The following is a 25688-nucleotide window of genomic DNA, read 5'->3' on the forward strand; positions in this document are numbered from 1 at the left end:
AAAAGTAGATTGCTTTACAGCTCATGAGTGCATGGGGAAGGGGGAATTTGCTTTGGAAAGGAAGAATTTTTAAGAAAAAGTCAGAAATACCACAAAACGACTTGACAAAACCTAACATAGAAGGACAGGTATGGCGCAAACCATGAAAATCCGAATTTACGAAACAGACTTTGAAGGCAATCCTGTCGAATGCACCGGGGAGTATTTTTCCGGGAAGACAGCTCTGGATATCGTCAATGCTATGAAAATGAATCCCTTTCAGGCAAGCCAGACTCCGCTGAATTTCATGCGATGGATGCTTGCAAGTATCGGGCAGGAAAAGTTCGCACTCCCTGACGATGAGGAAAAGGCTTCACTCCTGTTTCTCCAGCGTCTTACAACTCTGGGATACGCCACATTTGTACTTGACGCGGATGAGGTTGATCTTGAGCATCCCATTCCGCCGATGCAGGGAAATCCGAAAAAGCAAGTTCCATCTCCAAAATAAGACTGGAATATATATCTGATTATTAATCGGTTGCGACTGGATATAACAACAACCCATGGCATTGTATGCCACACGAACGGAGCATGGGGCTTCGGTCGGAAACCGGAGAGTTTTTTATGAGAGCAATTTTCATCAACGCCGTCGACCGGAAGGTCGAAGAAATCCAAATCGAAAACGAGCTTCATGCATTTTATGAGCGCATCGGATGCGACATGATCCAGTGCCTTGATGTCGGAGCGAACCATGTTTTGGTCTGCGACGAGGAAGGCCGCCTCCGGAACTGGAAGGTCGGATTCCGGTGGCCCGGATCCGAAGGAATCGCCGGGAATGCCCTGCTGGTCTGCGTGGACAAGAACGACGACTTCACCGATGCAAAAGTCCCAAGAATTCTGATCGAACGCAACATCAAATTCCTCGACCTGGAAAAGACGCCGCTCCCGCCGCCCGCCTTCGGATGCGCTTTTATCCCGGATTTGAGTCCGGAAAGCATCGAGGCGGCAAGGGCGGAAGCCATGCACGATCTCTTACGCAAACGCGGGTGCTGAGCATCGGAAAGCCGGGGGCTTCCGCTCCCGGCGGTTTTCACTGGAAAATATCACTTTCTTTCGGGAAAAAATCGTAGAATGAACTGGATATTCCGAAAAGCCATGCAAATATACGCTCATGGAAAAAATCGCAGGAAAGGAACTGAAATGAAGGGGTTATACGCATATTTCGCATACGGAAGCAACCTGCTGCCGGAGAGGTTGTTTCAGCGTTGCCCGACGGCGGTTCCATATGCTCCGGCGATTCTGCCGAACTACCGTCTGACCGAACGGCTTTATGCCGATGTCGACTATGCACCGGGAGAACAAGTTCACGGGTTTGTATATCTTCTCCGGGCGCATGACGTGGCGCGTCTTGACCGCTACGAGGGATATCCGCAGATTTACCGCCGTTACACCGTGGATGTGATCCTCGACGACGGGACGGAACTGCCCGCGCTGATTTACGAAATGACTCCGAAAACCAAGGAAATCCGCAACAGATTACCCTATCCGGAAGAGTATCGGAAGATCTGCCGTGAGGGGGCGAATCTTCACAGAATCAAAAATCATTTTATCAGAAAAAGGAGGCGCAAATGAAAAAAGAAACTGTCCTGATCGCCGCATACGGCACTCTTCGTTCCGGTGAACGGAATGAACGTTTCTGCCGGAATGCCATTTCCCGCAGAATCGCAACGATTTCCGGAACACTCTATGACACGGGATGGGGATTCCCGGCATTTGTCCCGAAAGGCGATACCCCGGTCACTGTTGAGCTGATTGCAATCCCGATCCGAGACTGGGCGGATGTCGACCGGCTGGAAGGCTATCCCCGCCTCTACGATCGTGTTCTGACGGATTTCCGCCTGCCGGACGGTTCGACTGTTCAGGCATGGATCTACACCATAAACCATCTGCCGGAGCAGGCTAAAGTCATCCCCTCCGGCGACTGGAAAGCGAGGTGAACCATGGAAAAGACTGTCCTTGTTGAACTGACCTCAAAACAGATCAAGCTGACAGAAGGAATCGTACTGGTGGTGCTGTTCGGAAGCATCGCCGCCGGACTGGGGCTGATGTATCTCTGGTTCCCGCTCGGTATCGCGATGTTCTGCATCGCTGGAATTGCCTTCCTCGCATTCTGCGGTATCCGCGTCTGGCGGTGGTGGGTGAACGGATAATGACAACCCACTCCTTCGGAAAGAGGTGGAAAAACAAGCTCCCCCCGCGGGAACCGATACTGCATGCGGGTCTACTTCTTCTGGGATGAGAAAAGCAATCAAGTCGTGGTCGGATGGCTCCCGTCATATCTCAGCAACCGGATCAGCTGAAAACGCTTCTTCCCCCTGAGCAGAAAAATATTTTCATGCCTGATACTTTCCTGATGAGAAACTGTCTCGAACAGTTTTTAAAGCCAACAAATACCGATAAATCAATATAAAACCCTATCAAAACCATATATTTTCCATCTGTTCTCCTTGAATATTTCAATGGCAGCAGTATGTTACGGGTATGACATTACTCATGGTGAAAATCGTGGAGCAGTCTCAATGATGGATGAAAGATGGCTTTCGGTTGACGAGATCGCAGAATATCTTGGAGTCGGCCGGGAAACAATTTACAACTGGATCGAGAAAAGAGCAATGCCAGCCCATAAAGTCGGCAGATGCTGGAAATTCAAGCGGCAGGAAGTTGATGCCTGGGTGGAGTCCGGAAAAGCTGCCGAAGGGTGTGGTGCGCTATGATGAAAAAATCAATGGATGATGATATCCTGAGACAGAAAATCATCGCACTGCTGAAAGAATCCGGCTCTACCTCGTCGGACAGCGATTTGAACGCGGCTGTCATGAACATGCTGAAAATCCTGCCGCCGCCTGTCGTCAAACTGGATGCGAAGAATTCCCTTCCGGTCAGTTCATGTCTGCTTGAAAATGAAATCCCGTATCCTCCTCCAAAGAAAGCTGATTTTACTTTCATCGACCTGTTTGCCGGAATAGGCGGATTCCGTCTTGCATTTCAAAAGGCCGGGGGACGGAGCATTTTCAGTTCGGAATGGGATGAGGCGGCACAAAAGACTTACGAGGCAAATTACGGAGAAATTCCCGTCGGCGACATCCGCGCCGTTGACAAAGATGCCATTCCCGCCCATGATGTGCTTTGTGCGGGATTTCCCTGCCAGCCGTTTTCTCTTGCCGGAGTGTCAAAAAAGAACTCAATGGGACGCGCGACAGGCTTTGAAGATCAGACACAGGGAACGCTGTTTTTTGAAATCAAGGAAATCCTGGCAAGAAAACGCCCTGCGGCATTCATGCTTGAAAATGTCAAAAACCTGTTCCGTCACGATCAGGGGAGGACATTTGAAATCATCCGGCATACCCTTGAAGATGTTCTTGGCTACGTTGTCAACTGGCGGATTGTCGATGGCAGCAAATGGGTCCCGCAGCATCGGGAACGTCTGTTTATTGTCGGATACAACCCTGACCTGATAGACATCAGAAAAGAAGATATTTTCATCCCCGTTGAGCCGCTCATTGAGGAGCATTACAAGGCGAAACAGCTCAAGGACATTATTCTGCCTCATGTGGACGGATACACACTCGGCCCGGGGACATGGGATACGCTTGAACGTCATAAGGCGCACCACGAGGCGGAAGGAAACGGCTTCGGCTACGGACTGCATCATGTTCCAATCAAAGAGAATGAAATAACAAGAACCATTTCCGCCCGCTATCACAAGGACGGAGCGGAAATTCTCATTGAGCAGCCGGGGAACCGTCCCCGCCGTCTGACCGTCGAAGAGGCAATGCAGTTGCAGGGCTATGATCCGGAACATTTCCTGTTCCCCGTCTCCAGGACTCAGGCATACAAACAAATCGGGAACAGCGTTGTATGGCCCGCGATTCATTCATGCGCATTGGAAATAGCAAGAGTTTTGAGAACCCGGAGAAAAGCAAAATGAACCTTGAAATGCGTTGCAAAAACATTTCTTTGACTCGTTTTCTTGAGCTTCTGGATCAGGATAAACTGTTCTGGCTTGTCAAACGTCTTTCCGGAAACGACACGGGAATTACAGGGGGGCACCAGTCCGGGATTTACGTCCCCCGCCAGTTTATGGAGGCGGTCGTTCCTGCGGTTGTGACTACGGAGCAATACAACCCGACGCAGGAAATCTCGTGCTATATTCCAAGTCAGGACTGCCTGAAAACCGGAATTCAGGCGAAATACTACAACAACAAGTATTTTCCTGAAATGAAACTGAAAAAGAAGTATGACGAATTCCGGCTGACCAGATGGGTGGGAACTCCATTGCAGGATGTGGAAAACACCGGCAGCATCTGCATCCTTGCCGGAACATGCAGAAACGGGGAAACGGAATTGCTCGGCTGGGTGAGCAATACGGCGGAAGAAGAGGAGCTCATCGAATACTGGCTTGGCAAAGAAGTGGAGCCGGGACAGATGTATCTATCCTCCGCGTCAGCTGAAAAAAGCGATCTGCCTCTTTTGAAACAGCTGCCGGTTTCATGGCTGAAAACATTCCCGACCGGGCGTGATATTTTTGAATTTATCGAAACGCGCTTCCCTCAAAGCTCGTGGGCAAAGTCCATTGACGAGCTGCTGCTGAAAAGGAGGGCGATGGAATTCGATATCTTTTCCGAGGTTGAGAGACACAATGTTATGCCGAACATCAAAGACGGTTTTACATCGGTGGATGAATTCATCAAATATGCCAACAGCGTGGCAAATCGGAGAAAATCCCGTGCCGGGACATCCCTTGAACTGCATCTGGAGAGCATCTTTCGGTACGAACAGCTGAAATTTGAAGCTCAGGTCATTACTGAGCAGAACAAAAAGCCGGACTTTATATTCCCTTCGGGGAAGGACTATCACAATCCGGCATTTCCCAGCGCAAAACTGCATATGCTCGCATCGAAAACCTGTTGCAAGGATCGGTGGCGGCAGGTTATTTCCGAAGCGGACAGAATTGAAAATAAACATCTGTTCACCTTGCAGCAGGGTGTTTCTTCAAACCAGCTCGCTGAAATGTACCAGCACGGAATTATATTGGTCGTCCCACAGCCGATAATCACGTCTTTCCCGGAAGATTACCGTACCAAAATCATGAATTTGACAAATTTCGTTGATTTCATAAAAGAGAGTCAACAAGCTGTGTGACAATGGATTCCCTGACCAAAGAAAAACGAAGCTGGAACATGAGCCGGATTCGGTCGAATGACACGACACCGGAACTCGCAGTGCGATCGTTCCTCTTCCGGCACGGATTCCGCTTCCGACTTCATGTCAAAAGTCTGCCGGGACATCCCGACATTGTCCTTCCAAAATACAAAACAGTTATTGAGGTTCGCGGTTGTTTTTGGCATCGGCATCCCGGATGCCGACAGGCAACCATGCCGTCCTCAAATGTTGAATTCTGGCAGAAGAAATTCAAACAGAATGTCGACAGAGACAAGGAGACGGAAAAACAGCTGAACGAGCTCGGTTGGAATCTAATCGTGGTTTGGGAATGCGAGCTGAAATCAGATGAATTTCTAAAATCCCTTCCATCCTTAATTCTTAATAAAAGGAATTGCCAATGAATTATGGGAAATCACTTTCCGAGCAGGAATTAAAATCAATAGCCAGTGTTTTGGGAGCAACAGAAAGCATTCTCTCTAAAGCGAACCTTAAGGATTTAATGATTCAGGAGAAACTCCACATCGTAGACGACGGATACCGAAGCAACCAATACGTTTATCGATTGGGGCTGAATAAGCGAGATTGGCTTTACAATTGTTTTGCCGAGACCTGTAATCAAGAGCAGAGTTTCGACAAAATTTATCGTTTTATTGAAGCTGCAATGAATCCAATTAGATATGCTGCTGACTCCGACAGATCGAAATATTTTTCACTCAAGGAAGAATTGAATAAAGTTTTGCTTTTAATTGGACTTTTTGTAGATGAAAGAGGTAAACTTTTGCCTACGAAACAAGCCTCGACTCTTGAGGAGGTTGATGAGCGTGTCAATCACCTTAATGCAGAATTGCAAAAGAGATGCATCCATTACGAAGTGAAAAAGTATTGCAAGAAAGAGCTTCTTCAAAAGGATTTCTTCGATGCCGTATTTGAGGCGTCAAAAGGGCTTGCTCAACGAGTACGTGAAATTTCTGGCATGCAAGGGGATGGAGGACAACTTTTTCAACAAGCATTTTCCTTAAAGAATCCAAGTTTATTTTTTAATTCTCTTAGGACTGAGTCCGAGAAAAGTGAATTTACCGGACTGAGCGAGTTACTTCAGGCTATTTTCCACCTCGTCCGTAATCCCGCAGCCCATACACCTAAAATCAACTGGAAAGTAGAAGAGGAAAAGGCTCTTGACATTCTGACAGTCATTTCATTTGCTCATAAGTATCTCGATGAATGTCGTCAGATGCCTGGGAAGTTGACCCAAAAATAGAAAATAAAAAGTGGCAGGAGCTTCGATAATAATGGGACTTGATATCTACATCAGCAGAAAAACATCGTCCGGCAAGGAATGCCTTATCCACTGGCACAAATTCGGGCCTCTGGCCGAATGGCTCAGGAAAAAGATTTACGATGGGAAACTGGACTGCAATGAGCGCCCCCTGGATTACCTTGCGCTGGTGTCTTTGCACGAAAACTGCGTTGCCGCGCTGGATTCAGAGAATTGGAAAGAGAAAATGCAGGAACAGCTTTTCCCCGTAAAGTCGGATTTCGCCTGGACGGGGCGGCGTGAACTTGCCTATTTAAAGATGATGGAGGCTATCGCCGAGGACATTGAAGATGTGTCCCAACCGGGAGACGGGGAAGAACTGCTGATTCAGATAACGTATTGAGTGATGTACCATGAACCACGAGCAAATCAAGACTATCAAACATAAGGTCGTGTATATTAAGGATAGAAGGCATAAAGATGAGCGAAACGGGTAAAAAATCCCTTGTGGTCTTTCAGGACAAGACTATTCGCCGGACATTGCACAATGATGAATGGTATTTTGCCGTGGTTGATGTTGTAGCGGTTTTGACGGACAGTGTCAATCCGACGGATTACATCAAAAAAATCCGTCGCCGCGATCCGATACTCGCGCAAGGGTGGGGACAAATTGTCACCCCCCTTTCCATCGAAACGGCTGGCGGGGTTCAAAAGGTGAACTGTGCCAATGTCAAAGGACTGTTCCGTATCATCCAGTCCATCCCATCGCCCAAAGCAGAACCGTTCAAGCAGTGGCTGGCGCAAGTTGGCTACGACCGGGTGTTGGAGATCGAAAATCCCGAACTCGCCCAGGAACGCATGAAAGAACTCTATGAGCAGAAAGGTTATCCAAAGGATTGGATTGACAAGCGGTTGCGCGGTATCGCCATTCGCCAGAATCTCACCGATGAATGGAAAGCGCGAGGTATCACCGATGAACGAGATTTTGCCATCCTTACTGCGGAAATCAGCAAGGCAACTTTCGGTATGACGCCGTCTGCCTACAAAATCTACAAAGGATTGAATTCACCGAATCAAAATCTCCGCGACCATATGACAGACCTGGAACTGATTTTCACCATGCTCGGCGAACGTGTCACTACGGAACTTTCCAAACAGGAAAAACCTACCTCCATGCCGGGACATAAATCGGTGGCGCAACGAGGCGGCAGGGTTGCCGGGAATGCCAGAAAAGAGACGGAAAAAGAATTAGGGCACTCCATTATATCCGAAGAAAATCATCTCTCCAACGATGAACTGCCTGGAATCGGAGAAGGCGAAGATAAATGAGTCATAAGCAGGACAAAGCCGCCAAACGCAAAGCAAAGCTGAAGGCGCGGAAATTTCACGCTGAGCAACATCGTCTGTACCAGAGCGGACGTATCGCCGATGCGCTCATGGATCTGTGTGCCGATGTTCTGCCGGAGTATGTCGACGATTCCAGGGGGATCGACCTTGTCGGGCGCAATATTCTCTGGCGCATGGGCATGGTCGCGTGGAATATCGCCGTCACCGGCCGCCGGGAGATTGATGAATCCTCTATCAACACGATGAAGCTGGATGAGGAATCCCGGAGGATGGTGCGGGATGAAGTCAACGCGCTTGTCCGGCTCAAATACAAGAAATATCCTGATCTCCGGACCTCCATTTCAAATGTATCCGCTGTCAATGCCGCCGGAGTTGCAAAGCTGAAAGTTGTTCTCGGCGATACATTCCCTGCTGTGTCCATTCCTGATTTTACCGATGAATCCGGACTTCTTACACCGGAACAACTTCTTGCCAAACGCAAGGCATTGGGACTCTCGCAGGTTAAGTTTGCCGCCGCGCTCAACGTTTCCGTGAAGAAGGTCTCCGCATGGGAGCATGGGAAGGCCGAACCAAGTGAGGATGAAATAGAAAAGATAGCCGCTCTTTTTCGTGAGAAAGTTTGCTGCAACAAATGAATGACCGCGTTTACATAGCGATTGACCTGAAATCCTTTTATGCCTCGGTGGAGTGCGCCGACCGGAAACTCGACCCGTTGACGACCAATCTTGTGGTTGCCGACCAGTCCCGGACGGACAAGACGATCTGTCTCGCGGTTTCCCCGGCGCTGAAAGCCTGCGGCATCCCCGGACGGCCGCGCCTGTTCGAAGTGGTGCAGAAGGTCCGGCAGGTCAACGCCCAGCGGCAGCGCATCGCGCCGGGACACCGATTCAGCGGCAAGTCCGTGAGCGCCCCGGAACTGGCGGCGAACCCGTCTTTGGAACTGGACTACATCGTCGCCGTGCCGCGCATGGCACGTTACATCGAGGTCAGCTCTCAGATTTACGACATCTACCTGAAATACGTCTCACCGGACGACATTCACGTCTATTCCATCGACGAAGTGTTCATCGATGCGACCCCGTATTTGAAACTCTACAAACTCTCTGCCTGCGATTTTGCCGTGAAGCTGATCCGAGAAGTCCTCGCCGCCACCGGGATCACTGCGACTGCGGGGATCGGCACGAATCTGTATCTTGCCAAAGTCGCAATGGATATTGTGGCAAAACACATTCCTGCAGACGAAAACGGGGTTCGAGTCGCCGAACTGGACGAGCAGTCCTACCGGGAGAAACTCTGGACGCACCGACCGCTGACAGACTTCTGGCGAGTTGGCAAAGGTTACGCCGCTAAACTGGAATCCCTGGGGCTGCGGACAATGGGCGATGTCGCCCGGATGTCGGTCAAGTGCGAGGATGTCCTTTACCGGACCTTCGGCGTCAATGCGGAACTGCTGATCGACCATGCCTGGGGCTGGGAACCGGTCACCATTGCGGAGATCAAGGCATACAAACCGGAGAACAACAGCATCAGTTCCGGTCAGGTGCTGCAGGACCCGTATGAATTCGACAAAGGGAAACTGGTCGCCCGTGAGATGACCGACCAGCTGGTGCTCGATCTCGTGGAAAAACATCTCGTGACCGATCAGCTGGTCCTGACCGTGGGATATGACGCCTCCAATCTGACCGATTCGGACCGCCGCATGAGATATGCCGGGCCGGTTCGAATCGACCATTACGGCAGAGAGATTCCCAAGGAGGCACACGGCTCGGTTAACCTTGATCGCTTCACCTCATCCGGCAGAATTATTACGGATGCCATGATGAAACTGTTCGACCGCCGCGTCGATCCGAATCTGCTGGTTCGGCGCATCACCGTTGTGGCGGCGCACGTCCTTAACGAGAAGGATGTCCCCGCCGCCCCGGAGGAACAGCCCGATCTCTTTACGGATTACGAGGCTCTGGAAAAACAGAAAGCGGCGGAACAGGCGGAGCTGGACAAGGAGAAGCGTCTTCAGCAGGCAGTTCTCAACATCAAAAAACGTATGGGAGCGAATGCCATCCTCAAGGGCATGAATCTGGAGAAAGGCGCGACAGGCAAGGTGCGGAACGAACAGATAGGAGGACATCGGAAATGAACAGTCCTTATGCCGACATCATCCACTTGCCGCACCACGTCTCGCAGAACCATCCGCAGATGCCGATGCTCGACAGAGCCGCACAGTTCGCGCCATTTGCCGCGCTGACGGGATATGATGACAGTATTGCTGAGGCCGGACGGCTCACGACGGAACGCCGGGAACTAAGTGAACAGGAACAGAACGAACTTAACAGGAGATTCGATTTCCTGATAAGCAGGTTGAAAGGTTCCTCCGAGGTGGATATAGTACACTTCGTTCCGGACGTGCGAAAACCCGGCGGAGAATATCAAACGACTACGGGATCAATAAAGAATATATCTCTTCCAGAACGAATCATAACTTTGGATACCGGGGTGATCATTCATCTGGATGATATTTCGTATATTGGCGGATCAATTTTCTCCGAAATGATGGAGGATTCGTGAAATGTTGTTACCGCTTTTAGCAGAGAGGCTCATTCAATTTTAACATATGATTGAAACAGAATTCGCTGATTGTGCGTAATTTCAAGAGGTGAAAAATGGCTGCGGCAATGAGGATCTATCATGCGGGGGATCTTTTTGATTTCAAACATCTTTCTGGCAACCGCCTGCTGAGCGATGCTGTTCAAAAGGTCTCCCATGGCTTTTATCAGACGATTCTGCCCCAGGATACAGAAGGGAACCAGCTTCGCAACACCAGTATCCGGAATGGTGATCTGAAACTGGTCATGAGCTGTCATCTGGCTCTTTTTAATTTTGACGGAACAGATCTTGACTCCGGAACCGTGGTCGAGTTTATGATCACCAAGATGCTGGATATTCCTTGTGTCCTCCTGCGGACGGACTTCCGAAATGCCGGGGATCAAACAGTCTCCAGCGATCCATGGAATTTGATGTGTTCGGATTACCCCCGCTCATTGACAGTGCGGATCCATGCTATGAATCTCTATCATCAGTACGTATCCGGTCCGGATGGTTTAAGCGCTTATCTGGGCGAGATCGCCACACAGGTCATTTCCGGATTTGATCGTGTTCGCACCATGCCTTCCTTGTTTCAAGGCGATTTGGCAAAAGCGGAAAAAATCTATTCCTGGGTTGCCGAGGCCTGTGGAAATGAACTGGGCAAGGTAATGACAAAAGAGCGGATTGAGCAGATTGTCAGAGAAAAAGCAGAACTGGATTTGCTCTCATAATTTAAGCGCATGAATGGCGATATAAAGTACAGTTTTCTGTAATACAAATAACCGTTCACGCCTATGCGGATGAAGCACTCAGAGAAGAACTGAAATGAGTTATACAGAGTATCATGACACGTTGAGCAAATTCGTCCGGCTGCGTGTGCGTCCCTCAACTCTTCCTGCTTTCGGCTTCCATAGCGAAGACGGATTCGGCTGGTTATATACAGTTCCCATTGATGGTACGCCCCTTGAATGCCACGTATCCATCTCCGCCAAGGGAGTTGTCTCCGAGAGGGTGCTGGACTCCGAGTCCGGGGATGAATACACCCTGTATCGAGTGGCAAATGCAAACGGGAGGTTTGTCGGTCTGGTGCGTAAAGCGGTCACATCGCTCCTGAAACGGCTAGCCGCATCCTGCTTTGAGCGGAATGTCTTTATCCAAAATCAGAGCCGTGAACTGCTTGAAACTGTCAGGAGTCAGTGGGGAGAAGAACTTGAATTCCTCTGGGAAGACAGTCCTGAATCTGCTGTACTGCGCAGGGCGGACACGGGGAAATGGTATGCAGTGATGATGCGGCTTCCCAAACGGAAATTCGGTCTGGCGGATGATTCCATATCGGAGTTTATTCTCCTGCGCATACCAAATGAAAAAAGAGATACAACTCTCGCCGACAGGCGTTTCCTGTCTGCCTTCCATATGAACAAGCGGACGTGGTTCGCTATTCAGCTGGACGGGCATATGAAGATTACGGAAATTCTACACTTGGTCGAATGTTCACGAGATCAGGCAGTCAAAAAGTGATCTCCCGTGTAAAGACTACAGCTCAGCCGATCTTTTTTTTGCAAGATCAACAACGTCAATCTGCCGCCCATCAAGATTTCTCCGGCAATGGAAACTCCTACGATGTATTTCCCCAATGCTTTCTTTCGACGATTCCGGGTCGCTCACATCATCCTGGCGTGCCTTTTCCAACACTCGGATCCAGCGACGTGTACTTTCGTAAGGAAGTTCTTTCAGTTCGCTGTATTCTTGAATCGTCAGACCGCTGTCCCAATATTCGGACAGTTGCGCCTCCCAATAATCTCGTCCTTCGCGTCCCATGCCGTCCTCCCATTATTACGGTTTGTGGAAGAACATACCACACTGTCTGACTCAAATCCAGATGGGGCTGGCTGGGCGCTTACCGGACAGCGTAGTGCCGTCAAAACCTTTTGCCACTGCAATTTCTATGCCGTCAATCAGCAGCCGAATCCCTGAGTTATCATTCGCATTGGTCTGCAAAGGCTTGATCTCTACCAGCTCCAGCGATTCCGATTCGCCCGTATCGGCCTGGCGCGCCTTTTGTAACACTCGGATCCAACGACGTACACTTTCGTAAGGCAGCTCTTTCAAGTCACTGTACTCTTGGATCGTCAAACCGCTGTCCCAATACTCCGAAAGTTGCTCTACCCAATAATCCCGTCCTTCGCGTCCCATGTATTCCTCCCATTATTCTGGTTTGTGGAAGAACATAACACGCATGCAATCTCAAATCCAGATGTAGCTCACCGGGCGGTTACCGGTGTTGTCTGCATCGGCCTCCCGCGCCTGCCGGTTGATTCTTTTCCCCTCAGAAGAGCGGAGAAAAAACAGAAAACGTCCGAGAGCTCAACCCGGGAAAGAATTGTGCGGGGGGCTCCACTCTCGTGGTTCCCCCCGCACACCGGATTCTCCGCGAAACGTCGTTGCGAAAAAGCGTTATTCCGAAAGGGCAAACGGATACTCATTCTCTCCGCGCGGAGTCAGCGAGACATGCTCGCATGTTCCGAGAAACTTCAGATCGTATTCGCCGTAAAAACCGTTCCAGACAGCTTCCCCGTTCTCATCCGTGGCGACAGTGGTTTCCGTGTGCCATTCGTGATTGATGAGCGAATCCAAAATCCGGTAAGAGGGTTTTTCAGTGAAATCCGGACCGATGAGGCCGGCATTGAATCGGCTTTCATCACCATAGGCAGTTCCGTCGCATAGATTCCAGTAAACGATGGACTGGCAGTTTTTCTGGCTGAACCAGACCCGGTAGAAGTTTCTCAGAAGTTCCCCCTGTATCTCCCGGGCAATGTCCCGGGGAAACTCCGGGTAGCACGGCAAGGAAATTTCCGAAATGTGGAGCGGAAGATTCAACTGCCCGAGCTGATCCATCACCTGCAGGAGATGGGCCGGATCAAAGAAACTTCCGGTTTCCATTCTCACCGCACTCTCCACATCCCCGTACAAATGGAACTGCAGGCCTAGCCCGTCCAGTTTGGCGCCGCGCCTCAGGAGGCGGTCAGCGAGAAGAAACATGGGCGAACTGTCATGAGCGAAGGACCGGAAAGAGATATCGGTTCCGTCGTTGTAGATGAATTCGTCCATGACGGGAAAATATTTTTCCGCCATTTGAAAGGTTTGATACACATAATCCGGCGGGACGGTCGCATCGCCGATGGTCGGACATTTCCGCGGATGATAGGTGAATGATTCGTTGACCACATCCCATTTCCGGATTCTTGTTCCATAGCGGCGGCCAAGTTCCATGATCCGTTTTTCCAACAGGAACATGACCTCGCGGGAATCCTTCGGAAGCCACGAAGGGACAAAGTTGTCGCAGAAGATCCAATGTCCCTTCGGCGCAATCCGGTTCTCCTCGCACCAGTCGATCACGAGATCTGCGGGCGGTCGACGTTCCATCACAGGACTGTCCGCGGAATAGCGGAATTCCCCCCGCTCCGGTTCTGTCGAATCCCAGAAAAGCGGGACAACCGCCTCATTGAAAACCCTGCGGAAGAACTCTTCGTATGCCGCATTCTTCTCGTTGTCGGAAAAGTCTTTCAGTTTGAAGGCATTGCATCCGAATTTAAAATCGTGTCCCGTCTGGCGGATCCTGATTTCGCAATTTTTCAGCGGCCTTCCGGCGCGATCTTTCAGAAGGATCGTTCCCCATCCCATGCGATTGCGCTTGATATCCAGCTCCACGCGTTCCCATGTTCCGGCTTTCGGATGTTCAAATTTGCGCAGCAGTTGTCTGGCCAAATCGCGTGATTTTTTTTCGTCGAACATAGATTCCTCCCAACTTGTTTCAGAAAAATCAAACCTGTGACTTCCGAATACTATATCACTGAAATATTTGAAAAAAAGTGAAATCACGGTATATTATATTTGAAAATGCGGAATGACATTTGGTAAATCATCATGTTGAAATTCGATTCCCTTCAGACACTTTTTTCAGATCTGAATCCGAAGTGTTATTACAGCAGCGGGCGGACACGTTATTACCAGAGAGAACACCACGACATTTTACGCTGGCGGCAATCTTCGGAGGAGATGGAGAAGATGCTGCTCCGCTGTACGCTGTATTGCAGAACACGCTCATGGGTCGGGGATTACCACCGCAGAGAGTATCCGCCCTTTCTGAACATCGGTCTGATTCATTCCGGAGAAACAGCCATCCGGAGCGGAGGCCGATGTTACCTGGCCAAACCCGGAGATCTTTTTTTTCTTGCTCCGGAAACGAAATATGAACTGTTGACTCCCCGCAGCTGCGAGCGATCTGCGCTTCTGATTTCCGGACCGGTTCTGGAGTCGATTCTGCGTGAGGGGGAAGGAACTCGAAGCCCGTTTTTTTCAGCCGGGGATGCAGCGGTCGCGGAACGGTGGTTTGATCGAATGAATGTTCTTCTTCCGGAATCATTTCGGCTTCCGGTCTGCCGGGAAATTTCGGGTCTCTGTTTCGAACTGCTCCAATATCTGAGTTGTCCGGCTCAGAAACCGGCCCTGCCCGCCATCCTGCAAAATGTTTTGGAAAAACTCAGACAGGATTACGGAAAATCCATTGAGATGAAATCTCTCGCTGATTCTTCCGGAATCAGTGTTTCCACGCTGACCCGCCTGTTCAAACAACATCTCGGGAAAACTCCGCACCAGTATCTGATCGGACTGCGGATGCGTCAGGCGGCACGTCTGCTGGAACAAAACTCATTTTCCGTGAAGGAAATCGCCGGACTGGTCGGCTACGGAAACGCCTTGAACTTCTCCACGGAATTCCGGAAATTTTTCGGAAGATCTCCTCGAAGCTGGAGAACAGCAGGTTCTTCTCCGACAAGCCGCCGCTGAAGATCGCCCGACAGGGAATCAACATTCCCGCAAAGCGCCGACGGCGATGATGTAATCGCCGGATTCATCAAACCGGCCATTGAAAGTCCGGTACTTTGCGGCTGCGGATACTCGAGTGCCTCGATCTGCATGGCGAATCGACGGTCAGCGAGATCATCTCCGGAGTCTCCGGTCCGCAGAGCGCGGTTTCGCAGCATCTGAACAAGATGCGTCTGGCCGGGATCGTCGCATGCCGCCGTGAGGGCCGGCAGATCTTCTATCGGATCGCGGCGGTCAATGCGGTTACGATTTTGAACTGTCTGCGCAGCAAATACCGTTCTCTGCGCGAATCCGGTTCTCCGGAAGCGCGGACGTAAAAGATACGCGCCTCCGGAGAGAATCATCCGGTTCAGTATTGCCGGATCCAGTCCGGATTGTAGTTGTAGTCGCGGTCGCCGCCGGGGTAGAGCCGCTTCCAGAAGCTCGTGACGCCGTCGGTGTTGGAGAGCTGGATTGCGGCGTCGACGAGTCCGCCGGGTTTCTTCCGGCTCTCGACCCGGATGACGAGCGTGTTTTCTCCCGGCTTGAGCAATCCGTCCGGAATCCGGTAGACGCGGCGGCCTGCGGCGGAGGAGCCGATCTCTTTTCCGTTCAGGAAAGTGCGGTCTGAGCTGTTGATGGTTCCGAGTTCGGCGCGCATGTTCTTCGCCGTGGCCTGTTCCGCGGTCAGTTTGAAGCGCAGCCGGTAGAAGCTCACCCCAGCGTAGTCGCGTTCGAGAAACGCCTCGTAACCGACTCCGGGCCGGACCGATTCGCCGCCGAGTGTCTGCTGACCGCTGAGCCATTTGCCGGAACCGTCGAACCCGGACTGCCGGTTTTCGGCGAGTCCCTCGTCATTCGGGTCGAGCGAGAACTCCCAGCGCAGATTTCGTAGCGGAATCGTGAGACTGCGATCCGGCAGATAGGGCGATGCGCTGTTCGCCAGGGCCGCGCCGTGTGACGTCAGCACTGCGGAGATCAGACGGGCATATTTCGCAGCGGCCATTTTCCCCGTGTCGAAGCTCTCCGGCGTGAGCGAACTGAAGAAGTAGCTGCCGCAGCCATGGTTCACCCGGACCAGAACCGCCGGGGAGGTCGCGTCCGCACTCTTCGGAAACCTGGAAAATTCCGGCAGTTCGGGTTTGCCGCGCCAGTAGAGTTCGCATTCGCTCCATCCCTCCATCCAGTTTCCGTTTCCGGGAGTGAGCGTGACTGCTTTTTCCGTCTTCGCGGAGCGTTTCATTTCCATCGGGAACGGCAGCCACGAACCGTACCAGTTCCCGCCAGTGTGCAGATAGAGAATCTTCCCGCCGTTGTAGACGTAGTCGGAGAGTTGGAGACTCCGTTTTTCGAGCTCCTTCCAGTCGGGGTCGGAGAGGATCAGCAGCCGGAGCGAGGCGAGGTTTTCGAGGTCGCTTTCGCGATAGCGGACGCCGAATTTGTCGAGCAGCGCTCTGCCTTTTTCTCCTCCGGAGAACCCGACCTCCCCATATGCCGGGCGACGTTCGGCGAGATAGTCGATCATGCGGCAGAACACGGTGGTCGCAACCGGGTCGAGCAGCAGTCGTTCGCCGATTTCGAGCTGAGAGCCGATCCAACCGCCGTTCGGGCCGCGGTACTCCAGCAGCGGCGTCTGATAGAGGTCGAAGCCGCTGACCAGCAGCGACAGGAGGTTTCCGGTCTGCGGGCGGCGGAAGACGTTGGCCGCGACCATGCCGCGGTTGCCCCAGTCGGTCCAGGAGGCGTTCGACCAGACGTGTCCCGGTTCGGCGATGCCGTAGGCCGGATCCAGCGAGTGACTGCCGCGCCAGTAGGAGAAATCCACGTCGGAAAATCCCTCCAGCACGGGGTGTGAGGGGGCGTTGATGAACGCCTGACGGCTGCGGATTTTCATCAGCTCCGGCGAGGCGTTCCGGGGCTGTTCCATCACGAGTGTCCGGATTCCGCGTTTGTCGGCGAGCGCGGAGAAGTCGGGCAGGTCCTTCCGGTCGCGGATTGCGCCGGGAGCGACCACGAGCGGCAGCGCCGGGTCGAGCCGGTCGAATGTATTGACCGGGACGATCTCGTAGCCGAGCTGTTTCAGCGCCGAAACGAATTCCGGCTTTCCGCCGTAGAGCGCTATTTTCCGGACGGCCGGGAGAACCTGCGGGAAGAGCTGGATCTTCTGCGCGGCGGCGAGTTCCGGCGCATCGGGCGCATCGGAAAGATACCGCACATGCAAAGTATACTCCCGCCGGACGCCCGTTTTCGGCAGCTTCAGCTCGAATGGAACGATCTTTTGGGTGAACGGGGCGAGTCGCAGCGGCAATTCGGTTTTCGCCGCCGCCGCGCCGGAACCGTCGAGCAGGACGATTTCGACCGTGCCGTCCAGCGTTTTTTCTCCCATGTGGATGACGCCGAATCCCTTGCGGAGTGTCTCCCCGCTCCAGAAGGCGTGGTCGTCCTCGTAGTAATCCCTGCCCGCTCCGACGATTTTGCAGATGGTTTTTTTCATCGCCTGCCGGAACGGGGTCGAAACGAGATTCGGGCGGAAATCGAGCTCCGGTCCGAACGGATCGAAGAGCGGCAGCACATGGGAGCCGATCAGCGATTCCGGTTTCACGCCGGGCCGCGTCAGGTCGCCGTCGAGCCGCGGGGCGGGCGGGCATGAGCGCGCCGCCGTGAGAAAGCGGCCCGAAACATACTCGAACGGCGCGAGGCCGGAGAGCCCGTCGTACCGCCAGAAAAAGACCGTCCGGTTCACCGATTCGGCCAGAATCTTCGCGTAGAAGTCGGCAATGAAATCGTATTCCAGGTTTTGATCAAACCCGTCGTGTCCGGAGCCGGCGGCGAGCAGGTCGTTGCGGGCGCCGTCCCAGGCGAATGTCGCCGTGACGGTTTTTTCGCGGTAGGCGGCGGGCCCGAGGATGCGCGCGGCGTTCTCCAGCCAGTAGTAGAACTCCGGCTTGTTGCGGATCTGACCCCACAGATTCAGATGGGCGTAGGAGCCGTGGTACGGAATGGCGTATTCTCCACAGTAGACCGTTACGGCGCGCTCTTTCGAGTAACGCTCGAAAAACGCCGCCAGTTCCGCGAACGGCGCGCCCCAGGTGTGATAGAGGTGGATTCCGTAGGCATTTTTCACATGGCCGGAGGCGCCGGTCAGCACTTCGGCGTCCGGGAAATATTCGTGCACGTGATCGGCGACGAGATTGAGTTTCTCCGAGCGGATCGTCGGATCGCCGGGAAGATTCGGATCGCCGCCGCTGCGGAGTTCCTCCGTGCCGTCCGGCAGGCGGTAGAGATGCTCCTTCGCGTTTCTCGACATCGCGGTGTAGGCCGGATTGTTCGCACTTGCCGACATCTGATAATAGATGTTGATCAGAACGGCCGCCACCGACGGGTGATTGTCGAACCGGCCGGAGTCGACAGCCTCCCGCGCGAGCGAACGCCACAGGGCGAGGCACTCTTCGGCGGTGTGCGTGTTGTACTCGTCGTAGGTGAGCTCGATCCGCTCGATGCAGAGGAACCCCTCCTCGTCGGCGATGTCGTAGAAGGAGGCGGCATTCATGCGCTGCGTGTAGGCCGCGTTGATGCCGAAGAGCTTCATCAGCCGGATGCTCTTGCGCGTCATGTTTTCCATCGTGTGCCACAACGGGGCCCACATTCCCTGCCACGAGGAGTCGGTGTTGACCATGACCGGTTTGCCGTTCAGCAGGAACCGGCCGTTTTCGGCGGTCAGTTCGCGGAATCCGAAGCGCAGCGTGGCTGCGTCGACGATGCCGGCCCCGTTCGACGTGAGGCGGCAGTCGAGGTAGTAGAGGTTCGGTTCGTCGACGCTCCAGAGCTTCGGCGTGACGTAGTCGAGCGTGACTGTCGGAGCGAAGGGACGGCGTTCGGTGTGGACCGTCTCCCCGGTCGCGGCGTCGCGGAAGGTGAATTCCAGCGTGCCGTCGAACGATTCCGGCAGCGTGCCACCGTGGAAGTCGATCCGCAGTTTCCGCGCCTTTACAAAAGTAAATACCCGGGGATTTCCGAAGTTCCGCAACGGCCGCGTGCAGAGCCAGACGTTGTCCTGAAGTCCGGCGCGAGCCGCATCTCCCGGCAGATCTTCCGGTGAGGTCGCGACGTAAATCGTATTTTTCTCCCCTTCCGGACGCAGATACCGCGTGATGTCGACCTGGAAGGCGGGAGTGTTGCATTTGAGGCGCGGCTGATGTTCGGGCAGGGGAACGCGCTGTCCGTTCACGACCACGATTCCTTTCGTGTAGAGCGCGTCAAATTTCAGAAGCGTCTGCCGTCCGGCGCTCTCCGGTGGCGTGGCGAACTCCCGGAAATACCACCCCTGGCGATAGTCGTTGTACGATTTGCCGCGCACTTTTTCGACGGCCCGTCCGTCGCTTGTGCGGAAGAAGTTGCACATCGCTCCCATCCTCCAGAAACCCGGCACGAGAAAGTATCCCCACTCCTCCGAAAGCGGCGGAGGGGTCTCCTGTTCCTTTTCGCAGAGCGTGAATCTCCAGAAGCCGTTGAGGCTGATGTCGGTGCGCTCTCCGGCGGTTTTGCGGAACGCCTTTGAGAGATCCTGATCGTGGAGTTTCTCCGGCGCGACGCGCGCAATGCGCGTCTCCGGGAAGTAAACGTGATCCGCTCCGGCTGCGGCAAGCGTCCCGAGAAGGAGCGCGGAAAACAAAGCTCGAATCATCAAATCATCTTCTCCATAAAGAGGTTCTGGTTTATCGGATCTCCGCCGGATCGAAAAATTTCCCCTCCGGCACGATCAGTGCCCGCAACGTGTTGCCGACGCTGTACAGCACGATCAGCTCCTTGGGCTTGTTTTTCGCCGGATCGGAACCCGCGAACTGGTTGTTGACGCCCGCCTTTTTCTTCTCCGCCATCATGGTTTTGACGGTTTTGAGCATATCGGCGGTTTTCGAGCCGTACCCGTAGGTGGCGCTGTAAACGGTGAGCGCTTCCGTGACCGGATAATCACCGCCTGTGCGGACGATGATCGGGGCGGAGTATTCGCCGACGGAAAGAGTGCGTTCTTCGCCGTTGACCCGGATTGTCGCAATCAGCTCCTTGGTTTTCATGCGGGCGGGGTCGCCGAGGATGGCCGTGGCGTTTTTCGCGCTCAGTACGAGGAATTTTCCTTCGCGCAGCCGTCCGGAAACAAATGCCGTCGCGTCGCATTTCCGGTCGCCCGCGCCCCAGGTCGCGCGAACCACTTCAAGCGGAAGATCCGCGGCGGAAACGAGGAGGGCGGCGAACAGGGCCGCAAGAATCGTGTGGAGTTTCATTTCATTCACTTTCTCTGGTTGGGGTTGGGGATTCTGTCGGGGAAACGGGGGTTACCAGGTCCATTCGAGCGTGCTGTTCCACCAGTTCCCCTTGTTCCAGTTTTCATACTGCTCGGTGCGGGTGGCGGCGTTCGCGTGGCCGTCCGCCCAGGACATGTTGATTCGCTGCGGGTTGTGCGCGGCCCACGAGAGCGCCATCCAGCCCTCCTGGCCGGAAGCTCCGAGATTGAAGCGCATGACATAAGGGTCGAGTGTCGGCACGCGCCCCTCCATCAGAAGCGGAAACTTCGAAGGACTCTTGATCTTCTTGAACAGCAGAGTCGTGATGTCACCCTCCTTGACACGCGGACTGGAATTGTCCTCCCCCGAACATTTCGTTCCGTCCGAGAAGAAGCAGTCGACGTTGATCGGATAACAGAATCGGCGTACCTGATCCTCGACGTCCGTGACGGATGGATGCGGCCCGGCCTTCGGACAGCGGCTGAGCTGTTCCGATTCCGGCAGCACGTTTGTTTTAACCATGACGCTCATGTAGGTGATGCCGCCGTTCAGTCCCTGCGTAATGATCGCATCCCCGTTCGACAGACTGTAGGTGATGATGCCGGTGGTGATCTGTTTCATGTTGTTGAGGCAGGAGATGCTGCGGCTCCGTTCGCGCGCCTGGTTCAGCGCGGGCAGCAGCATCGAAGCGAGAATCGCAATGATCGCAATCACCACGAGGAGCTCGATGAGCGTGAAGAGGCTGCTGCGGTTCGTTTGGGCGGCGGAGAAGCGGCGGCGTTTGTTTTCGTACTGTTGTCTCTGTTTCATTTGGATCTCCATGGTTCGGGGTTGTTATTCCGACAAGGGTTGAAAACGGGGGGACTCATCCCGGTGCGGCGCGGGAGGCTTCAGCTCTCTGCTCGGGGAGGCGACGACGGTTGCGATCCTGACTTCGCTCAGCAGCCCGAACGACTTCAGATGCCGGGCACCGGGAGAGGCATAGTTGAAATCCGACGGATCGACCATGTCGCCGGGATCCGCGCCGAATGGACCGAACGAGTTGCGGCGGCTTCCGTAGACGGTGATCTCGATGAGGTTGCGGCCGGGTTTGAGCTCTTTTCCCAGATTCAGCCGTTCCGGATGCAGCAGCGCAATGCGGGGTTCTCCGCCGTTCACGGCGATGCCGATGGCCGTACCGCGCCATTCCGGAATCCACGGAAATGCCGGCGTGCCGGCCGGTTCGTTCCACTCGAACTCGAAACTGCAGTTCATGTTTCCGGAGTAGTACGGGTAACCCTGCATTCCCCAGTCGCCCGGCGATACCGTCCGCACCGGAAGGGTCAGCTCGTTCTCGAAGACGCCGAACTCCCCGAGCAGATAGACCGCCTCGAATCCACTCATGTCTCCGCAGTAGCGACAGCTCAGTTCGAGGATGTTTTCTCCCATTCGCAGCGCATCCGGCGGGAGCGGCGTCATCCGCAAACTCGCGTCGCACCAGAAGCCGCTGTCCCGGAATTCGACCGGACGGCCGTTCAGCACAATTTCATATCGATCCGCCTCTTCGAGCGCGAGCGAAATCTTCTCCGGTTTTTCGCGGCAGTCGAAGCGGAAACGCAGGGTCGCACCGACGCAGCGGCTGCTCTTTCTCATCTGCCGCTGCTTCCATGGTTGAACCATCTCGTGACTGCGTTCGGGTTCTCCGAGCAGCCGTCGCGCCGCCGCGTCCGCCTCGCGCACATGGCCGTATCCGGCAACCGCGCCGCCGAAGGAGTATTCCGCAAAATCGAGCACGAGAACATTCGGCTCGTCCGGCTGAACGAACCATGGCCCGGAGGAGTGATGCAGAATTTTCACGGATTCCGCCGGGGGAAGGGGGGCTTCCGCAGCTTTGGCCGCTTCCTCTCCGGCAGTTGCAAAGAGCCGTGATTCGAGCCGTCCGAAATTCGTTTCGAACTCCCACCAGCCGTTCCGGAAAAACGCATTCACTCTGCGGCGCGTCCCGGTCGTCGGATCGAGTTCGAGCGGAATGCGGGCGGGATCCCCCTTCCAGCGGATGAACGCACGCGGGATCGTCAGCGTCCGTTCGTCGGCGCTCTTCGCATCCATGTCGCTCCCGAGCGGCAGCGGACAGCCCGTGTTGCAGAGGAAAAGCCGCCGTTCCCCGTTTTCCCCACACACCTCGTTGAAGAGGAGCGGCTCGACGAAGTTTCCATTTCCGTCGCGCACGGAGACGGTTTGCTCGGCAGCGAGTGCCGCCGGCAGTTCTGCGAGCGTCACGGGACGGAACTTCTGATAAATGCGGCCCGCGTCGGGGTGGGGGAGCGCGTCGACGAACCCGGGAGCCGCTCCGAGATAGACGACTTTCCCTCCGGCATCGGCGAATTGTTCGAGCAGTTTCAGGGTCGTTGAGCGGATCGTCCGGAGTTCCGGCACCACCGCTGCGACGTAGGAGGCGCAGCCGACGCGCAGGTTTTTCCCATCGACGCTCCCGATTTCGGAGAGCATCGCCTCGTCGCCGTAGTCGAACGCAAGTTTAGCGCGCAGCAGCATGTTGCGCAGGCGCGGCAGTCGGCGGCTTTCGCTTTCGTAATCGGCCCGCGTGCAGGCTGTGAGCGGCTTCCAGAACCAGGTCGATTCGAGCGGATGCACAACCAGGATCGGCCGCACCGGATTTCCCGAACCGAGCAGAGTGCCGATGGATGCAATGTGATCCTGCAGGATTTTTTCCACGCGGAAGTAAGGCGATTGGTAGTGGATGCTCGGCGGATAGTCCCGCTTCGCCTCGCCCCGGAGCGTATAGAACGCCAGATGGCTGCAGAATTGTGTGACCCCGAGCGCAAGCTGCCACTCCATGCACGCCTTCTGCGCATAGAGCGGATAATCCCAGCCGGTTCCGGCGAACGACTCGCTCAACACCCGGCGGCCGCCGTTCTGATGCGCGACCGAGGCGGTCTGGAGCATCGCGTCGTAGATGAGCTGATGGTCGCTGAGCAGATCGACCCCCGGAATATCCATGTGCCGCACGAACCGCATGGCCGAACCGCAGTTCCGGGTCTGGGTGATGACGTTCTCCTCGCCGAACACGTGTCCGGTGTAGAGCAGTCCGTGTCTGCGGCACCATTCGGCCGCCTGCACGGCGAAGGCCGATTCCAGCAGTTCCGTCCGGAGATTCGCCATCAGGTAACGGATTCGCGAACAGCTTTCGCCTTCGACTTCGAAAAAAAGTTCCGGCAGGTGATCGAATAGATCGATGCCGTATCGTTGTGCGAATTTCCGCTCCATCGCCTCCGTCCAGTTTGAACAGTTCGGTTCGTCCGAGAAGAGGCCGGGGATGACGCCGCCGAATTCCGCGCCGCATTCGCGTGCGTACCGTTCGTGTGTCATGCGGATGAACTGCCGGATGCCTTCGGCATTCATCATGTCGGAATAGTATCCGCCGTTGTTCCATGAGTTCGCCCGGTCGAACCGCACGTGAAAACGGAGGAACGACTCCCCCTCGCGCAGTTCGTCGCCGCGCTGGAGACGGCGGCAGTTGCGGAGCATACTGCCGCGGAGTTCTCCGGCGAACCAGGCCAGATCGTTCCGGCGGTAGCGCGGAGTTTCAAGCCGTTCGACTTCCAGCGTGCGTCTGCGGAAACGGCGGTTCCGGCCGATTTCGCCGGAGCCGGAGCCGGAGGCATAACGGTCTTCGTCGTAGAGCCATGCTTCGAGCCCCGTGCGGCGCGCCTCGTCGATGCAGGTGCGGACGGCGTCGAACCACTCCGCGCAGAGATATCCGGTGTCGAGCCCGGTGCGGGCGTGCATGAAAAATCCGCCGTACCCCATCTCCCGGAAAATCCGGATCTGGCGGCGCAGCTCCCCGCTGTCGAGCCTGCCGTTCCACGCCCAGAACGGCAGCGTGCGGCAGGAGCCGGTGGAAATCGAAACGTTCATCGTTGTTCTTCCTGCATCGTTGTAAAGCGTGAGAGGCTTTTTCTCCACTGTCCGGGAGTGCAGCCGTATTTTTCCTTGAATACCTCAAAAAACGCCCCGAGCGTCGGAAAACCGGCGCCTTCGGCGATCTGTTTCATGGTGAAATTCCCCATCCTCAGCATGGCGTCGGCCTGTTTGAGCCGCAGTTCGAGCAGGATCTGTTTGGGGGAGGCCCGGAATTCCGAGGCGAAGAGTTTGTAGAGCGCCGAGTCGGAAAGTCCGAACCGGAGCGCAAGCGAATGGATCGGCAGCCGCTGTTCAAGATGGCCTCTCATATAATCGACGATCTCCCGGATGCGCGGTTCGCCGCGGACGGCGAAATCCATGCTTTCGCGTTCGATCGGGATCGGGGCGGGGGGGATGAAGATTCCGTTTTTGTCGGGTTTTCCGCCGTCGATGAGCCGGTCGAGCTCCTCCGCCGCGCACCGGCCGATCTGGTAGAGGCGGCTGTCGATGCTCGAAAGCGAAATCGCCGGCGCATGGCAGACGCAGTCGTCGTTGCCCACGCCGAGTACCGAGAGTTCCGAGGGAACGGCGATGCCGCTCAGCAGCGCGGAGTTGATGACGTCGGATGCGTCCCAGTCGTTCTCCGCGAAAACCGCGCACGGCTTCGGCAGCCGGACGAGCCACCCGGGGAGTTTCTCCGGCGCGTTCGTCGAGAGCCGGGCGCAGCGGCCGACCCCGTGCTTTTTGAGCGTTTCGCCGAAACTCTTCCCGCGCGGTGAGGCGCTGTACACGCCGAAGTTTTCATAGCCGCACCGGATGAAATACTCCGCGGCGAGTCTGCCGATGGCGGCGTCATCCTCCCGCACGAGAGTGTAAGGAAGGGTCGGGCCTTTCAGCGGAACCAGCGAAACCAGTTTCCAGTCGACTCCTGAAACGGTTTTCCGCGCGAAAAGGTCCGGATAGAGCACTCCGGCGATGACGCCGTCGCCGCGCCATTCGCGCAGCGCCTTGCGGACGTCCCCCGCGTGCCAGAGAATCAGATGCCAGTTGCGTGTGCGGGCATAATCGACCACGCCGTGGACCAGCTGTCCGACCTGCCACTCCACCATCAGCATCACGCGTTTGACGATCATATTGGGAATCTCCTGTTCTGTTGCTTATCAATTATACCACAAAACCCTTTTTTTTCCAATTCCGAAAACTGTAAATCTTATCCTGATTTCGGTAATTATTCGCATTGTGAAAAATTGCTCGTAACAGTA

Annotated in this window: 27 protein-coding genes; 19 read left to right on the plus strand and 8 right to left on the minus strand. The window is 54.6% G+C overall.

Features of this window, described 5'->3' with window-relative positions:
• The first annotated feature begins 130 nt into the window (after nucleotides 1-130).
• From FYJ85_RS10985 to FYJ85_RS11065, 17 genes are all read left to right on the plus strand, one after another.
• On the plus strand, nucleotides 131-487 hold the full coding sequence (locus FYJ85_RS10985) for a hypothetical protein (RefSeq protein ID WP_154418490.1): 357 nt from the start codon (nucleotides 131-133) through the stop codon (nucleotides 485-487).
• A gap of 116 nt (nucleotides 488-603) precedes the next feature.
• The gene (locus tag FYJ85_RS10990) at nucleotides 604-1032 is read left to right on the plus strand and encodes a DUF3846 domain-containing protein (RefSeq protein WP_206213117.1); all 429 of its coding nucleotides are present in this window, start codon (nucleotides 604-606) and stop codon (nucleotides 1030-1032) included.
• Nucleotides 1033-1179: 147 nt separating this feature from the next.
• Nucleotides 1180-1611 (plus strand): gamma-glutamylcyclotransferase family protein, encoded by a 432-nt coding sequence (locus tag FYJ85_RS10995; RefSeq protein WP_206213118.1) that lies wholly within the window; start codon nucleotides 1180-1182, stop codon nucleotides 1609-1611.
• Nucleotides 1608-1976, plus strand: a complete 369-nt coding sequence (locus tag FYJ85_RS11000; RefSeq protein ID WP_154418496.1) for a gamma-glutamylcyclotransferase family protein — start codon at nucleotides 1608-1610, stop codon at nucleotides 1974-1976. Before FYJ85_RS10995 ends, FYJ85_RS11000 begins: the two co-directional genes overlap by 4 nt.
• A 3-nt stretch (nucleotides 1977-1979) precedes the next feature.
• Nucleotides 1980-2189, plus strand: a complete 210-nt coding sequence (locus tag FYJ85_RS11005; protein ID WP_154418498.1) for a hypothetical protein — start codon at nucleotides 1980-1982, stop codon at nucleotides 2187-2189.
• Nucleotides 2190-2561: 372 nt separating this feature from the next.
• Complete coding sequence (gene mads1 / locus FYJ85_RS11010) at nucleotides 2562-2753, plus strand: methylation-associated defense system helix-turn-helix domain-containing protein MAD1 (protein WP_154418735.1); 192 nt, start codon at nucleotides 2562-2564, stop codon at nucleotides 2751-2753.
• Nucleotides 2750-3967 (plus strand): DNA (cytosine-5-)-methyltransferase, encoded by a 1218-nt coding sequence (gene dcm, locus FYJ85_RS11015; protein ID WP_154418500.1) that lies wholly within the window; start codon nucleotides 2750-2752, stop codon nucleotides 3965-3967. The genes mads1 and dcm overlap by 4 nt, the downstream gene beginning before the upstream one ends.
• A complete protein-coding gene (locus tag FYJ85_RS11020) occupies nucleotides 3964-5181 on the plus strand; it encodes a type II restriction endonuclease (protein ID WP_206213119.1) in 1218 nt (405 codons plus the stop codon). The genes dcm and FYJ85_RS11020 overlap by 4 nt, the downstream gene beginning before the upstream one ends.
• Before the next feature lie 2 nt (nucleotides 5182-5183).
• Complete coding sequence (locus FYJ85_RS24410) at nucleotides 5184-5603, plus strand: very short patch repair endonuclease (protein ID WP_154418504.1); 420 nt, start codon at nucleotides 5184-5186, stop codon at nucleotides 5601-5603.
• Nucleotides 5600-6460 (plus strand): TIGR02391 family protein, encoded by an 861-nt coding sequence (locus tag FYJ85_RS11030; protein ID WP_154418506.1) that lies wholly within the window; start codon nucleotides 5600-5602, stop codon nucleotides 6458-6460. The genes FYJ85_RS24410 and FYJ85_RS11030 overlap by 4 nt, the downstream gene beginning before the upstream one ends.
• Nucleotides 6461-6491: 31 nt before the next feature.
• Nucleotides 6492-6860: a hypothetical protein gene (locus FYJ85_RS11035; protein ID WP_154418508.1), complete on the plus strand. Its 369-nt coding sequence runs from the start codon at nucleotides 6492-6494 to the stop codon at nucleotides 6858-6860.
• A gap of 77 nt (nucleotides 6861-6937) precedes the next feature.
• The gene (locus FYJ85_RS11040; RefSeq protein ID WP_154418510.1) at nucleotides 6938-7786 is read left to right on the plus strand and encodes a BRO-N domain-containing protein; all 849 of its coding nucleotides are present in this window, start codon (nucleotides 6938-6940) and stop codon (nucleotides 7784-7786) included.
• A complete protein-coding gene (locus FYJ85_RS11045; protein WP_154418512.1) occupies nucleotides 7783-8439 on the plus strand; it encodes a helix-turn-helix domain-containing protein in 657 nt (218 codons plus the stop codon). The genes FYJ85_RS11040 and FYJ85_RS11045 overlap by 4 nt, the downstream gene beginning before the upstream one ends.
• On the plus strand, nucleotides 8436-9938 hold the full coding sequence (locus tag FYJ85_RS11050) for a Y-family DNA polymerase (RefSeq protein WP_154418514.1): 1503 nt from the start codon (nucleotides 8436-8438) through the stop codon (nucleotides 9936-9938). The genes FYJ85_RS11045 and FYJ85_RS11050 overlap by 4 nt, the downstream gene beginning before the upstream one ends.
• On the plus strand, nucleotides 9935-10366 hold the full coding sequence (locus FYJ85_RS11055; RefSeq protein ID WP_154418516.1) for a hypothetical protein: 432 nt from the start codon (nucleotides 9935-9937) through the stop codon (nucleotides 10364-10366). Before FYJ85_RS11050 ends, FYJ85_RS11055 begins: the two co-directional genes overlap by 4 nt.
• A gap of 95 nt (nucleotides 10367-10461) precedes the next feature.
• Nucleotides 10462-11115 carry a nucleoside 2-deoxyribosyltransferase gene (locus FYJ85_RS11060; protein ID WP_154418518.1) on the plus strand — a complete coding sequence of 218 codons (654 nt, stop codon included), beginning with the start codon at nucleotides 10462-10464 and terminating at the stop codon, nucleotides 11113-11115.
• 94 nt (nucleotides 11116-11209) lie between these two features.
• Nucleotides 11210-11902, plus strand: coding sequence for an MmcQ/YjbR family DNA-binding protein (locus FYJ85_RS11065; RefSeq protein ID WP_154418520.1), 693 nt, complete (start codon nucleotides 11210-11212; stop codon nucleotides 11900-11902).
• Between the two features lie 15 nt (nucleotides 11903-11917).
• On the opposite strand, the gene tnpA (FYJ85_RS11070) is transcribed toward FYJ85_RS11065, so the two are convergent.
• From tnpA (FYJ85_RS11070) to FYJ85_RS11080, 3 genes are all read right to left on the minus strand, one after another.
• On the minus strand, nucleotides 11918-12202 hold the full coding sequence (gene tnpA, locus FYJ85_RS11070; RefSeq protein ID WP_154418522.1) for an IS66 family insertion sequence element accessory protein TnpA: 285 nt from the start codon (nucleotides 12200-12202) through the stop codon (nucleotides 11918-11920).
• A gap of 51 nt (nucleotides 12203-12253) precedes the next feature.
• Nucleotides 12254-12577, minus strand: coding sequence for an IS66 family insertion sequence element accessory protein TnpA (tnpA, locus tag FYJ85_RS11075; protein WP_154418524.1), 324 nt, complete (start codon nucleotides 12575-12577; stop codon nucleotides 12254-12256).
• Nucleotides 12578-12838: 261 nt separating this feature from the next.
• Nucleotides 12839-14176 carry an endo-1,4-beta-xylanase gene (locus FYJ85_RS11080; protein WP_154418526.1) on the minus strand — a complete coding sequence of 446 codons (1338 nt, stop codon included), beginning with the start codon at nucleotides 14174-14176 and terminating at the stop codon, nucleotides 12839-12841.
• Nucleotides 14177-14449: 273 nt separating this feature from the next.
• Between FYJ85_RS11080 and FYJ85_RS24415 the strand changes: the two genes are divergently transcribed.
• Together FYJ85_RS24415 and FYJ85_RS11090 are read left to right on the plus strand one after the other, a co-directional pair.
• Nucleotides 14450-15229 (plus strand): helix-turn-helix domain-containing protein, encoded by a 780-nt coding sequence (locus tag FYJ85_RS24415; protein WP_419643245.1) that lies wholly within the window; start codon nucleotides 14450-14452, stop codon nucleotides 15227-15229.
• A 95-nt stretch (nucleotides 15230-15324) separates the two neighbouring features.
• A complete protein-coding gene (locus FYJ85_RS11090) occupies nucleotides 15325-15585 on the plus strand; it encodes an ArsR/SmtB family transcription factor (RefSeq protein WP_154418530.1) in 261 nt (86 codons plus the stop codon).
• Between the two features lie 32 nt (nucleotides 15586-15617).
• Here the strand turns inward: FYJ85_RS11090 and FYJ85_RS11095 are convergent, their stop codons facing one another.
• The 5 genes from FYJ85_RS11095 to FYJ85_RS11115 are packed head-to-tail and all read right to left on the minus strand — an operon-like array spanning nucleotide 15618 to nucleotide 25559.
• Nucleotides 15618-19931, minus strand: coding sequence for a glycoside hydrolase family 2 protein (locus FYJ85_RS11095; protein WP_154418532.1), 4314 nt, complete (start codon nucleotides 19929-19931; stop codon nucleotides 15618-15620).
• 31 nt (nucleotides 19932-19962) lie between these two features.
• A complete protein-coding gene (locus FYJ85_RS11100) occupies nucleotides 19963-20526 on the minus strand; it encodes a hypothetical protein (protein WP_154418534.1) in 564 nt (187 codons plus the stop codon).
• A gap of 51 nt (nucleotides 20527-20577) precedes the next feature.
• Nucleotides 20578-21336 (minus strand): type II secretion system protein, encoded by a 759-nt coding sequence (locus FYJ85_RS11105; RefSeq protein WP_154418536.1) that lies wholly within the window; start codon nucleotides 21334-21336, stop codon nucleotides 20578-20580.
• Between the two features lie 24 nt (nucleotides 21337-21360).
• Complete coding sequence (locus FYJ85_RS11110; RefSeq protein WP_154418538.1) at nucleotides 21361-24441, minus strand: glycosyl hydrolase; 3081 nt, start codon at nucleotides 24439-24441, stop codon at nucleotides 21361-21363.
• Nucleotides 24438-25559, minus strand: a complete 1122-nt coding sequence (locus FYJ85_RS11115) for an AraC family transcriptional regulator (RefSeq protein ID WP_154418540.1) — start codon at nucleotides 25557-25559, stop codon at nucleotides 24438-24440. Before FYJ85_RS11115 ends, FYJ85_RS11110 begins: the two co-directional genes overlap by 4 nt.
• Between the last annotated feature and the right edge of the window lie 129 nt (nucleotides 25560-25688).

This window comes from Victivallis lenta (genome assembly GCF_009695545.1).
GTDB classification, from domain to species: domain Bacteria; phylum Verrucomicrobiota; class Lentisphaeria; order Victivallales; family Victivallaceae; genus Victivallis; species Victivallis lenta.